Origin of the sequence: Streptomyces sp. NPDC019224, assembly GCF_040632605.1 — a bacterium.
GTDB lineage: Bacteria > Actinomycetota > Actinomycetes > Streptomycetales > Streptomycetaceae > Streptomyces.
Window position 1 is genome coordinate 99,481 of sequence record NZ_JBEYCF010000022.1, and the last position, 12,112, is coordinate 111,592.

Annotated in this window: 12 protein-coding genes; 1 reads left to right on the forward strand and 11 read right to left on the reverse strand. The window is 71.1% G+C overall.

Features of this window, described 5'->3' with window-relative positions:
* Nucleotides 1-308: 308 nt before the first annotated feature.
* Nucleotides 309-527 carry a hypothetical protein gene (locus tag ABZ564_RS16705; protein WP_360856220.1) on the reverse strand — a complete coding sequence of 73 codons (219 nt, stop codon included), beginning with the start codon at nucleotides 525-527 and terminating at the stop codon, nucleotides 309-311.
* Between ABZ564_RS16705 and ABZ564_RS16710 the strand changes: the two genes are divergently transcribed.
* Complete coding sequence (locus tag ABZ564_RS16710; protein WP_360856223.1) at nucleotides 526-1,797, forward strand: PHB depolymerase family esterase; 1,272 nt, start codon at nucleotides 526-528, stop codon at nucleotides 1,795-1,797. The genes ABZ564_RS16705 and ABZ564_RS16710 overlap by 2 nt on opposite strands.
* A gap of 214 nt (nucleotides 1,798-2,011) precedes the next feature.
* Here the strand turns inward: ABZ564_RS16710 and ABZ564_RS16715 are convergent, their stop codons facing one another.
* The 10 genes from ABZ564_RS16715 to ABZ564_RS16760 form a co-directional block, all read right to left on the reverse strand.
* Nucleotides 2,012-2,803 carry an alpha/beta fold hydrolase gene (locus tag ABZ564_RS16715; protein WP_360856226.1) on the reverse strand — a complete coding sequence of 264 codons (792 nt, stop codon included), beginning with the start codon at nucleotides 2,801-2,803 and terminating at the stop codon, nucleotides 2,012-2,014.
* Between the two features lie 414 nt (nucleotides 2,804-3,217).
* Nucleotides 3,218-4,231 carry a 4-hydroxy-2-oxovalerate aldolase gene (gene dmpG / locus ABZ564_RS16720; RefSeq protein WP_360856229.1) on the reverse strand — a complete coding sequence of 338 codons (1,014 nt, stop codon included), beginning with the start codon at nucleotides 4,229-4,231 and terminating at the stop codon, nucleotides 3,218-3,220.
* Nucleotides 4,228-5,172, reverse strand: coding sequence for an acetaldehyde dehydrogenase (acetylating) (locus ABZ564_RS16725; RefSeq protein WP_360856232.1), 945 nt, complete (start codon nucleotides 5,170-5,172; stop codon nucleotides 4,228-4,230). The genes dmpG and ABZ564_RS16725 overlap by 4 nt, the downstream gene beginning before the upstream one ends.
* Entirely contained in the window at nucleotides 5,169-5,975 is an 807-nt protein-coding gene (locus ABZ564_RS16730; RefSeq protein ID WP_360856235.1) for a fumarylacetoacetate hydrolase family protein, read from the reverse strand. Before ABZ564_RS16730 ends, ABZ564_RS16725 begins: the two co-directional genes overlap by 4 nt.
* Nucleotides 5,972-6,292 (reverse strand): ferredoxin family protein, encoded by a 321-nt coding sequence (locus ABZ564_RS16735; RefSeq protein WP_360856238.1) that lies wholly within the window; start codon nucleotides 6,290-6,292, stop codon nucleotides 5,972-5,974. Before ABZ564_RS16735 ends, ABZ564_RS16730 begins: the two co-directional genes overlap by 4 nt.
* Before the next feature lie 7 nt (nucleotides 6,293-6,299).
* The gene (locus ABZ564_RS16740) at nucleotides 6,300-7,304 is read right to left on the reverse strand and encodes an NAD(P)/FAD-dependent oxidoreductase (protein ID WP_360856241.1); all 1,005 of its coding nucleotides are present in this window, start codon (nucleotides 7,302-7,304) and stop codon (nucleotides 6,300-6,302) included.
* Between the two features lie 160 nt (nucleotides 7,305-7,464).
* Nucleotides 7,465-8,382: an IclR family transcriptional regulator gene (locus ABZ564_RS16745; protein ID WP_360856244.1), complete on the reverse strand. Its 918-nt coding sequence runs from the start codon at nucleotides 8,380-8,382 to the stop codon at nucleotides 7,465-7,467.
* Nucleotides 8,379-9,338 carry a catechol 1,2-dioxygenase gene (locus tag ABZ564_RS16750; protein WP_360856247.1) on the reverse strand — a complete coding sequence of 320 codons (960 nt, stop codon included), beginning with the start codon at nucleotides 9,336-9,338 and terminating at the stop codon, nucleotides 8,379-8,381. The genes ABZ564_RS16745 and ABZ564_RS16750 overlap by 4 nt, the downstream gene beginning before the upstream one ends.
* Nucleotides 9,335-10,702 carry a deacylase gene (locus ABZ564_RS16755; RefSeq protein WP_360856250.1) on the reverse strand — a complete coding sequence of 456 codons (1,368 nt, stop codon included), beginning with the start codon at nucleotides 10,700-10,702 and terminating at the stop codon, nucleotides 9,335-9,337. Before ABZ564_RS16755 ends, ABZ564_RS16750 begins: the two co-directional genes overlap by 4 nt.
* Before the next feature lie 115 nt (nucleotides 10,703-10,817).
* On the reverse strand, nucleotides 10,818-12,020 hold the full coding sequence (locus ABZ564_RS16760) for a Rieske 2Fe-2S domain-containing protein (RefSeq protein ID WP_360856253.1): 1,203 nt from the start codon (nucleotides 12,018-12,020) through the stop codon (nucleotides 10,818-10,820).
* Nucleotides 12,021-12,112 lie beyond the last annotated feature (92 nt).

The following is a 12,112-nucleotide window of genomic DNA, read 5'->3' on the forward strand; positions in this document are numbered from 1 at the left end:
GTGCCGCCCCTGAGGGTGACGTGGGCGCCGACTCCGCACCCGGCGACGTTGCCGGATGACGCGATGGGCAGGGCCCGATTTCCGCTTCTTGAGCTGCCCGGCGGGCCATGCCGTGCTCTGCCGCAGGCCAGGTCAATACCTTGGACGCGACCCGGCGCGCCAACCGTCAAACTCCTGAAGTCCAGCGCGAATTCGCGCCGGAGATCGGCTTTTCCCGCGCCGTGGTCCGCTGAGCGGAACCCAGGCGTGGCATACCTGTCGAGCGAGCCATAGGATGACTTCCTCGTCGCTCCCGCCTCTCAGGAAGCTCAGCGCCATCCGCTGTCCGGCAGCGCATTTCCTGCCTGACGCACCGCCTTGTTCCAGCGCCGCTGTGTCAGCTGCAGCCGCGTCAGCTGCTCCAGCTCCAGCTGTTCTCGCTTCAGCTCCGGGCGGATGAGATCGGCCCTTCCGCAACCCAACGGCGGCTGTGCCCGGTTCGGCGCGCGGGCCGCGACAAAGCCTTCGCACCCTTGAGGAGTTCGCATGGCAACACCTATCAGCCGTCGCGCCATCCTGGCCGCCGGCGCCGGTGCCGGCGCCCTGTCCCTGCCCGGTGTCGCCGCGTACGCCGTCGACCGTGCGCCCACCAGCGTGAGATTCACCCTGAACGCACAGGTGCTGGACGGTGGCGAACAAGTCACCTCCATCACCCTCGAGACCGCCCGGCTCGGCTCGATCGACCCGGCCGGCCTGACCACCGGCACCTTCAGCGTGCACGCCAAGGCCACCCGCCCGTTTCCCCTCACCCCCGACGACACCATGCTCGCGTACGACCTCGACCGCACGGTGAGCGCTGTTCGGCTGGACCGCCGCGGCGACATCGTGCTCGAACTGAGCCATGGCGAGGGCCAGGCCGGGGGGAGCACGCTCGGCTACCTCGCGAGCGAGGGCCGCAACGTGATGCTCGACCTCGCCTACACCCTGACTCAGCGCGCCCCGATCGCCCTGCGCGATCACCGGTCGATCGTCATCGACGCCTTCGTGCAGAACCCTCGACTCTCCGACCCCGAGGTGGACGCGTTCAGCTCCCACACCTCCGGCTCGGGAATGAAGTACCGGCTGTACTCACCCCTCGGTGCCCGCTCCCCCCGACGAGGCAAGCGCCCTCTGGTCGTCTGGCTGCACGGCGGAGGTGAGGGCGCCTCACTGCCCAACAACTACTACGACAACGAAGTCACGCTACGAGCCAACCGCGGCGCACTGGGCTTCGCCACCCCCGAGGCGCAGCGCATCTTCGACGGCGCCTATGTCGTCGCCCCGCAAAGCACCTCCTATTGGATGGAGGACGGCCCAGGCTTCGCCCCTCTCATTCACGAGATCATCAGCGACGTCACGCGCGGGAACCACATCGACCGCGACCGGATCTACGTTGCCGGCTGCAGCAACGGTGGCTACATGAGCATGAAGATGACCACCGTCTATCCCCATCTGTTCGCCGCCTCCGTGCCGATCTGCGGCATCGTCACGGCCTTCCCGCCCGGGGGCGCACCGCTGCTCCCCGACAGCGAGCTGGCGCAGATCACCACGCCCAGCTGGCTTGTCGCCTCCGACGACGACCCCACCGTGGACCCGCAGGCCAACACCGCCCACGCGCACGATGTGATCCCCGGCTCGCTGATGACGCTCTACGACCACGTCGACTGGAACGGCTACCGGTTCCCCGGCCACTGGTCGTGGATCTACGTCGCCCGCAATGACCCCAGCACCCAGGGAACTCACATCTGGCAGTGGATGGCCGCCCAGCGTCGGCACTGAGAGTGCGGTATGCGGGTCGTCGGTGGCCGGCACTGCCGACGGCCCGCGCGACGAAGCGCGTCAGCGTGTCACACCGTCTGCGGCTGGGGCAGGCGTGACGCCTCCGTCACGCCGCTCGGGCCCGGGGCGGGCATCGGCCTCACGTAGCGCAACGCGCCCGGGTCCGGCTCCCTGCGGGACCCGGACCCGGGCCACGCAGTCTCGTCCTGCCGGGTCAGCCGCGGCCGGCCCACTCCAGGACGGTGTCGGCGAACTCCTGCGGCACCTGCTCCGGCGCCGCCGCGTGTCCGGCGGACAGCACCCGGGTCGGACAGCCGATCGCGGCGGCGAACTTCGCCAGGGACGGCATGGAGAACCTGTCGTCGGGGGCGCAGACCGCGAGCGTGCGCGCGGTGATCCTCGGCAGGCGGGGTTCCATGGCGTAGCGGCGTACCGCCTGGTGGCCCTCCTCGACACGGTCGAGGACGGTCAGCGCGTCGATGACGTAGCGGCCCAGGGCCGCCTCCTCGCCCGGCTGGTAGAAGCCGCGCCGGTTGTCCCACAGCTGCCGTAGGTGCGCGCCGTCCGGCGTGGGGTCGACATGGTCGACGCGCCCGTGGGAGCCCCGCTTCTCGTCGTCGACGAACGATGTCGCAGAGAGGAGCAGGCTTGTCACGCGGTCCTGGAATCGGGCCGCCACCTCGACGGCGACCACCCCGCCGGTGTGGTGCCCGACCAGGTGGAAGTGGTGCAGGCCGAGCGCCTCGATCAGGTCGCCGACGCCGTCCGCGAAGCGTTCGATGGTGTGCGGCCCCTCGGGTTTCGCGGACGCTCCGTAGCCCAGGGTGTCCATTGCGATCGCCCGGTACCGGGCACCGACCAGGGGGAGCACGTCGAGGTACTCCGTCCAGGAGCGGGGCGTCTGGTGGAGCAGCAGTACGGGCTCGCCGTCGCCGGTTTCCACGTAGTGCAACTGGCCGAAGCGGCTGGGCACATAGCCCTTTTGCAGCGTGTTCGTGTCCGTCATGCGGGAGTCGCTTTCGTCACAGGGCCGGCAGCACCGAGGCGCCGACGGATTCGATGAGGCCGGTGGGTGGGGCGTACGAGCCGACGTGCTGGAGGAACAACGCCCCCTGCACGCCGGCGAGCAGGGCGCACAGCCGCCGGGCGATCTCGTCGGCGAAGGGGCAGCGCCACCGCTCGCCGGCGAGCCGGAGGTTGCGTCCCGCTCGCCGCCACGTTCAGCGGCACCGCGGGCTGGGGGCCGCGCAGCCGGAGCGGACCATCCCCCGGGACCAGCGAACGCGCACTCGTCACCGTTCAGGAGCGCACGCAGCATCGTGAGGCCCTCGCGCAGCTCGGCGACGCTGCGCGAGGCCGAAGCGACGACGGTCGGATGGCGGGATACGGATGCCGACCTTCAACCGGTCCGCCCAGTAGCTCACTCGGCGCCTCGGGCCGTCAGGTCGAGCGCGATGTCCGTGATCATGTCCTCCTGGCCGCCCACCATGCCGCGGCGGCCGACCTCGACGAGGATGGTGCGGGTGTCCAGGCCGTAGCGGGCGGCTGCCGCCTCCGCGTGGCGCAGGAAGCTGGAGTAGACCCCCGCGTAGCCGAGGCTCAACGTCTCCCGGTCCACGCGCACGTCGCGGTCCTGGAGGGGGCGTACGAGGTCGTCGGCGGCGTCCATCAACGGGAACAGGTCGCAGTGGTGCTTCCAGCCCAGCAGATCGGCGACCGCGACGAACGCTTCGAGGGGACAGTTGCCGGCGCCCGCGCCCTGACCGGCGAGGGAGGCGTCGACGCGGGTGACACCCTCCTCCACGGCGACGACCGTGTTGGCGACACCGAGCGCGAGGTTGTGGTGGGCGTGGATGCCCAGCTCGGTGGCCGGGTCGAGGACGTCGCGGTAGGCGCGGAGCCGGTCGCGTACGCCATCCATGGTGAGACGGCCGCCCGAGTCTGTCACATACACGCAGTGCGCGCCGTAGGACTCCATCAGCTTGGCCTGGCGGGCGAGTTCGGCCGGCCCGGCCATGTGGGACATCATCAGGAACCCGGCGACGTCCATGCCCAGCTCCCGCGCCGCGGCGATGTGCTGTGCGGCGATGTCGGCCTCGGTGCAGTGCGTGGCGACGCGCACCGAGCGGATGCCGAGCGCGTGGGCCTGCTTGAGGTCGTGGATGGTGCCGATGCCGGGCAGGAGGAGCGTGGTGGGGATCGCGGTCTTCGCGGCGTCGACGACGGCCTCGATCCACTCCCAGTCGGTGTGCGCGCCGACCCCGTAGTTGACGCTGGATCCCGCGAGGCCGTCGCCGTGCGCGATCTCGATCGCGGCGACCCCGGCGGCGTCGAGGGCGGTGGCGATGGCCCGGGCCTGATCGATGGTGTAGCGGTGCCGGACGGCGTGCATTCCGTCCCGTAGGGTCACGTCCTGGACGTAGAGACTGGTCACTTGGCGGCCTCCGTCGCGTGGTGCGCGGCCATGCGCTCCGCGGTGCGCAGCGCGGCCGACGTCATGATGTCGAGGTTCCCGGCGTAGGCGGGCAGGTAGTGGGCGGCACCCTCGACTTCGAGGAAGACCGACACCTTCAGCGCCTCGCCGGTTCCGGCGGGGGCGAGGGCGTGCAGGGGATCGCCGGGGTGGACCGTCTCGTACTGCACCTTCTGCTTGAGGCGGTAGCCGGGCACGTAGGCCTGGACGCGGCCGACCATCTCCTCGACGGACGCCGTGACGGCCTCCTCGGCGCAGGCGGAGACGACGCAGTGCACGGTGTCCCGCATGATCAGCGGGGGCTCGGCCGGGTTGAGGACGATGATCGCCTTGCCCCGGGCCGCGCCGCCGACCTGCTCGATCGCGGAGGAGGTCGTCTCCGTGAACTCGTCGATGTTGGCGCGGGTGCCGGGGCCCGCCGAGCGCGAGGAGATCGAGGCGACGATCTCGCCGTAGTGGACCGGGGTGACCGCGTCGACCGCGGCGACGATCGGGATGGTGGCCTGGCCGCCGCAGGTGACCATGTTGACGTTCGGGGCGGCGAGATGGGCGTCGCCGTTCACTGGTGGGACGACGTAGGGGCCGACGGCCGCCGGGGTCAGGTCGATGAGGGTGCGGCCGAGGGGGCGCAGGACGTCCTCGTGGTGGCGGTGGGCCCCGGCGGAGGTCGCGTCGAAGACGTACTCCACGTCCGCGAACTCCGCCATCCTCACCAGACCCTCGACGCCCTCGTGGGTGGTCGCGACCTTCAGACGGCGGGCGCGGGCCAGACCGTCGGAGTCCGGGTCGATGCCGGCCATCGCGGCGATCTCCAGCGTCTCGGACAGCCGAAGAATCTTGATCATCAGGTCGGTACCGATGTTGCCGGAGCCGATGACGGCGACCTTGGTGCGGACACTCACGCGATGCCCTCCTTCTGTGCGAACCGCACGCTGATACGGCCCAGTTGACTGATGCGGGCCTCGAAACGGTCGCCGGGCGCGGCGACGGCCATCGGGCCGAGCGCCCCGGTGAGCACGACGTCACCGGCCCGCAGCGGGTCGCCCGCGGCGGCGAGTGTCGAGGCGAGCCAGGCGGCGGCGTTGAGCGGGGAGCCGAGGCAGTCGGCGCCCCTGCCCGTGGACACCGGTTCGGCGGTGCCCTCGCGCGTCATCGTCATCCGTACGGCGCGCAGGTCCAGGCCCGACAGGGGCACGGGCGTGCCGCCGAGTACGTACAGGCCGCTGGAGGCGTTGTCGGCGACGGTGTCGACGATGGTGATGTCCCAGTCCGCGTTGCGGCTGTCCACGATCTCCAGGGCTGCGAGCGCGAAGTCGGTCGCCCGGATCACGTCCGCCACCGTGCACTCCCGGTGCGGCAGGTCTGCTTTGAGTACGAGCGCGACCTCCGCCTCGACCTTCGGCTGGATGAGCCGGCCCGCCGCGACGGTGCCACCGTCGGGGACGGCCATGTCGGCGAAGAGGGTGCCGAAGTCCGGTTGGCCGACGCCGAGCTGGGCTTGCACGGCGGGGGAGGTCAGCCCGATCTTGCGTCCGGCGATGCGGCGTCCTGCGGCCAGGCCGCGCTCGACGATGACGCGTTGCACCGCGTACGCGGCATCGACGTCGCCCTCGGTGAGCAGGGACCGTACGGGCGGACAGGGCTCGCCCGTACGCTCGGCCGCCAGCAGCGCGTCGGCCGCCTTCGTCACCTCGGCGGCGCTCATCGGGCGCTCACCAGCGCCGTGTCGACGCCCACCGGGCCGAGCGGGGTCGCCCCGCCGGGGGAGCCGAGTGCGCTGTCGCGGCCGGGCAGGACCTCCACGAAGAAGTTCCGGTTGTCCTCACGGAAGGCGGGGTCCGCCTTGCGGTCCACCGTGATCGCCTGCTCGGGGCAGGCGACTTCGCAGGCCCCGCAGTCGATGCACTCCATGGGGTTGATGTAGAGCTTGCGCTCGCCCTCGTAGATGCAGTCGACCGGGCACTCCTCCATGCAGGACCGGTCCATGATGTCGACGCAGGACGCGCCGATGACGTATGCCATGGTGTGTTCAGTGCTCCTTCTCGGTGGAGTGCCCGGGGAACAGCGCGGCCTCCGGGTCGATGACGGTGGCCGCGTTGTTGACGGCGGTGGCGGCCTCGCCGAAGCCGACCGAGATGAGGCGGACCTTGCCGGGGTAGTCGGTGATGTCGCCGGCGGCGAACACCCGGGGCAGGTTGGTCGCCATGTGGGTGTCGACGGTGATCTTCCGGGCGTTGAGGTCCAGGCCCCAGTGCTGCAACGGGCCGAGATCGGCGAGGAAGCCGAGCGCGGCGACCACGGTGCCGGCCGGGACGAGACGGGTCTCCTTGGTGACGCGGTGCCGGATCTCCGCCCGCTCCACCCGGTCGGTGCCGATGAGCCGGCTCACCTCGCAGTCGGTGACGATCTCCACACCGAGGGCGCGGACCTTCTCGACGGACGCCGCGTGGGCGCGGAAGCGGGCGGTGCGGTGCACGAGGGTGACCGAGCGGGCGATCGGCGCGAGGAGGGCCGCCCAGTCGAAGGCGCTGTCGCCGCCACCGACGATCACCACGTCACGGTCCGCGTGCACGGACGGGTCCGGCACGAAGTACTCCAGGCCGCGCCCGAGGAACTCCTCCCCGGCGGGCAGCGGGCGCGGGGTGAACGTGCCGACGCCGCCCGTGATGACGACGGCCCTGGCCCGCACTGCCGCGCCTCGGTCGCTGCGGACCACCGGCAGGCCGTCCGCGTCGTGTGTCAGTTCGGCGGCCCGGTGGCCCAGGAGGTAGCGCGGGGAGTACGGCTCGGCCTGGGCGACGAGACCGTCCACCAGATCGCGGCCGCGCACGGACAGGAACCCGGCGATGTCGAAGATCGGCTTCTCGGGGTACATCGCGCTGATCTGCCCGCCGAGCTGCGGCAGGACGTCCATCACGGTCACGGTCAGGCCGCGGAACCCGGCGTAGTACGCGCCGTACAGGCCCGCCGGGCCGGCGCCGATGATCAGGACGTCGGTGGTCAGGACGTCGGGGTCGTCGGTGAGTTGGCTCATGTCGGTGAGCGTAGGAACGAGGGGCGGTTCTCCCTACGGAGTCGTTCCGGTGAGCAGGACGCGGCTGGTCAGGGGCGTGCGGCGAAGACGTCGCGGCACCGGAACACGGCGAGGGGCCCGCCGTCCGGCGGGCCCCTTCGTGCTCGTGCGAGTGGCGCGGCTAGGCGAGCGATCTGCCGATGCCCAGTGCGGCGGTCCGTAGCGCCGTCGCGTACCCCGTCGCGTCCATCCGGTAGGTGGGCGCGGTGATGGACAGCGCGCCCACCAGCGTGGTGCCCCCGGCGAACACCGGAACGGCCAGGCTCGCGTAACCGAGCCGGATCTCCTCGGACTCCAGGACGATGCCCTCCTCCCGGATCCGGTCGAGCTGGGCGCGCAGGCGGCCCGGCGAGATTACCGTGTGCCGGGTGATCGGCTTGAGACCGCCCCGGACCACGTCGACGAAGAGCGACGGCGGCGAGTACGCGAGGATCGCCTTGCCGGTGCCCGTGCAGTACAGCGGGAGCCGGCCCGCCACCCGGGACTCGGCGTTCAGCCCGCGGTGCGGGAAGATCTTGTCCAGGTAGACGACGTCCAGGCTGTCGTGGATGGCGAAGTGGATGGTCTCCCGGGTGATCAGGAGAAGGTCCTCCATGTACGGCTGCACGGCCTCGCGCAGGATGCGCTGGCGATGCACCCGCTGACCCAGCTCGAAAAGGCGCAGACCGAGCCGGTAGTCGCACCCTTCGCGCTCCAACAGCCCCCAGCTGACCAGCTCTTGGGCCAGCCTGTGCACGGTGGCCTTGGCCGCCCCCGACCGGCGCACCAGCTCGGCGAGCGAGAGGGCGGCGTCGTCGGAGGTGAAGGCCTCCAGGATCGGGCGCACCTTCCCCAGAACGGAGTTCATGGAGTCGGCCCCGCCCACCTCGCCCCCGCCCACCTCGCCCCCGCCCACCTCGGCCCCGCCGCCCTCGGCGCCGCCCGCCTCCTCGCTCTCGGGCCCCTGCTCGGCGCGGTGTGAGGAGAGCACGAGGCTCTGCGGCGCCGGGGCGGCGACGGGGTGGTGACCGGCCAGTGCTACGTCGGCCGGCGCCTTCATGCCGACTGCCCCGCGTCCGCGGCCGCCGGGTCGATGACCGCGACGCCCATCCCGGTGAGCCACTCGGGCATCGGCTCGTACGCCAGACGCCGGGCCGGCGCGTGATCCAGGGCCGCGGCCATCAGGAGCCACGTACGCAACTCCTGCGCACCGTTTCCCGCGGCCTTCTCCAGTTCCTCGGACGTGAACTCGGTGAGGCGGTGGGCCTCACCACGCTCGAGGAGGCCGAGGAACTCGTCGTCGAACTCCGGGGTGAGGGATGCCTCGGCGGCCCGGATGATCTCGCGGCGGCGGGCGTCGTAGTCCTGCCAGTTCTCACGGCCGTTGAGCCAGGCGCCGACCATGAACTCCTCGTCATCGCCCCGCGGTTCGCGCCAGTCGGGCCAGGGCAGCCGGTGCGAGAGCCCGCCCGAGCCGACCACCGCGACCCGCCGGTCGCCGGGGAAGGAGAAAACGGCCTCGCGGACGGCGCGCCCCAGCGCCTCGCAGCGCCGAAGGGTCGGCAGCGGGTGCGCGAAGACGTTCACGACCAGCGGCACGATCTCCACGTCGAGGCCGTCCAGCAGGTACTGGATGGCGTGCGACTGCCCGTGGTCGATCTGGAGCCGGGCGGAGAACGCCGGGTCGAACCGTCCGCTCTCCACCAGCGAGTCCGCGATGTGCTGCGCGAGCGGCACGTCCACCGGCTGCGGGCCCTTCGGGGTCCCGGACTCGCCGCTGGCAATACACTCCCCGACGCCGAGCGTGAACGGCGGGATGAGGTCGAGCCAGAACCCGCGGAAGTGGTTCGAGCCGATCAGGACGACGGTGTCGGGGCGGACCCGGGCCAGCTCGGCGCGGGCCGCGCCGAGCGCGTCGCGGAACCGTTCGGCCCGGTCCTTGTGGATCGTCTCCTCCCAGTGCGTGTTCATCAGGGTGCTGTGGGAGGCCCCCACGCCGAGCACGATCTCGCTCATGCCGATGCTCCTTCCGGCTGTGCGGGTGCCTCGCACTCCGCGCGGGAACGGGTGACGGTGTCGACCGCCGTGCGGATCAGGTGGCGGGTCAGTCTCTGCATCTCGGGTACGGAGACGGTGTTCATGCCGCGGGCGAAGTCGATGTCGAAGGGTGCGTCGCTCACCTTCGGCATGCCGACGCGGACGGTGGGGATGCCGCGCCCGCGCAGGATGTTGGCGTCGGTCGCGCCACTGTTGCCGTTCACGACCTCATGCGGCTGCCCTTCGAGCGCCTCCCACCCGGCGACCGCGCTGCGGAAGACCCAGCTCGTCCGGGTGGTGGTGGTCCCCGGGATGGCGAGGATCATCTCGACCGTGGCGTCGAGCCCCGGCATCGAGGACCTCAACTCCGCTATCGTCGCCATGAATTCACGCTTCGCGTCCATGGGTGTCGTCTCCGGGGCGATCCGCAGATCGACGCGGAGGGTGCAGGCCGCCGTGGTCACGGCCGCCATGCGCGGCCAGCCGCCCCGCACCGACGACACGATGCCCTGCGGCGCGACGGTGCCGCCGGTGTGCCGCTTCGCGTACTCGGCGAACCACTCCTCCAGGTGCCGTACGACGTCACCGGCGCGGCTGATCGCGTTGTCGTACGGGAGCCGGTGGCGCGAGCCCGCATAGGTGTGGGTGCCGTGCACCGTCACCTCGAACCAGACCAGACCGACCTCGTCCCACGAAACGGTCCATCCCGGCTTGGCGATGACCGCGTAGTCGGTCCACACGCCCTGCTCCAGGAGAAAGGAACAGCCCGCGCCCTGTCCGGTGTTGAGCCGGTCGCTGCCGGGCCGGGCGTTCGTCGGCATGCCGCCGGCCCCGAACGCCGCCACCAGGTCCCCGGTCAGCGGCACACCGGCCAGCGCGATCGCCTCGGCAGCCATCATCACGCAGGCCGCGTGCCCTTTGGGGTTGGAGGCGCCGAGGCCCGTCACCAGGTCGTCGTAGACGGTGGCCTCCGGCCGCATGTCCTCGCGCAGCTTCGGCCCGATCCACGGCACGTCCTCGCTTTCCTCACCCACGGTGAGGGTGTCGATGGGCGCGTACAGCATCAGGTCGGGGCCGGTGCCGTCGCCCTCGAGGCGGGCCCAGGCGTTGGCCTGCCGCGCGTCGATCGGTTGACAGGCCGCGCGCAGACCGACCGAGGCGAGGGTCCCGGCGATGTGCTCGGCGAGAGGCCGCTCGTCGCCGGTCGGACTGGGGATGCCGACGAGCCCCACGATCAGCTCGCGCAGCCGTTCGTCGGTGACGTGCCTCCACGCCTCCGACACCCAGGCACGACGCTGCTCGTCGAGCCCGGAGAGCCCGTCGGGCTCAGCGGCGCCGGTCACTGGTTGACCCGGTGGACCTGGGTCATGGTCTTCTCCGCGAACAGCTGCTTGGCGCGGGGGAGTGCCACGGCGACGGCGACACCGAGCAGGATCTTGAACAGGGTGCGGGCCATGATCAGGCCTCCGTTTCGGTGATGGTGTCCGTGGGGGGTTCGGTGACGCCGGCGGCGGCGAGCTTCTTGGCGTACTCCTCCTCGCCGAGGTTGCGCCAGGCGGTCAGCGACACGTCGGGGCGGTAGAGCTTCTCCGGCGGCGCGTCGGTCACGTCGACCATCCAGGCGTCCTGGCCGGAGAACTGGCCGTGGAACAGCCAGCGGATGGCGCCGAGGTACTTGCCGTAGAAGCGGAGGGTGTCCCAGCCCTGTTTGAAGTTGACCATCACGCCGACGTACATGTGGTGGTCGGCGTCGATCGGCACGTAGAACTCGTAGTGCATGAAGTTGGGATAGGCGATCCGCAGCATGCCCGGCATCGACAGCGACGCGAAGCCGGGGAAGTCCTGGGACTCGATCACCGGGTCGACCTTGTCGGTCGCGCCGGTGTTGCCGAGGTTGAACGTCCCCTCCGACGGCTGCTTCATCCACCACCGCTTGTTCGTCCAGCGGCCCACACCCGGGAAGTCGGCCTCCCAGTAGACCTCGTCCTGGACGCGGTAGATCCAACGGCCCTTCGGCACGATCCGGGTGACGTTCCACGTCGGCATCGGCTTGAGAAGGCGCCAAAGAGCCGTGCGGTGCAGGTACTTGGCGTGCCCTTCGTCGAAGCCGTTCTCGCAGGCGAAGCGCCAGTTGCCGCCGCGCGGATCGAAACGGCCGCCCATCACGAAGGCGTTCGACACCAGCTCCTCGGGGAGCTGCTCGTCGAGGGGGTGCGGCTCCTCGTCGGCGATCGGCATGTACACCCAGACCATGCCGAGCCGCTCCTCGACGGCGTACGTGCGCACGCCGAGCTTGCCCGTGAGACGGCAGCCGGGACCGTCGGTGATGACCGCGGACAGGTTGCCGGTGGGCAGGTCGAAGGTCCAGCCGTGGTAGGGGCAGCTGACGGTGCCGGGGAACTGCTGATTTCCCTCGGACAGCGGGACGCCACGGTGCGGGCAACGGTTGTGCAGCGCGTACACCTTGCCGTTGTCGCGGATCAGCGTGATCTTCTCGCCGCAGAGCGTGAAGGGCTTGGGGTCGCCTGTGATGTGGCTCGCCCAGGTGACCGGGTACCAGTAGCCGCGGAAGCCGGACGCCGCCTTGTCGTAGTGGGGCCAGGACGACCAGTCCTGCCGGCCGATCTTGTCGGCGGATGCGCGGGGAGCCTTGGCGGGCACCTTCGCTGCGGTCTTCCGTGCGGCGGGGGGGGGGGGGGGGGGGCGAGTGCATAAAGTGGGGGGGGCACCGGGTTGGGGGGGTGGGCGCCCAG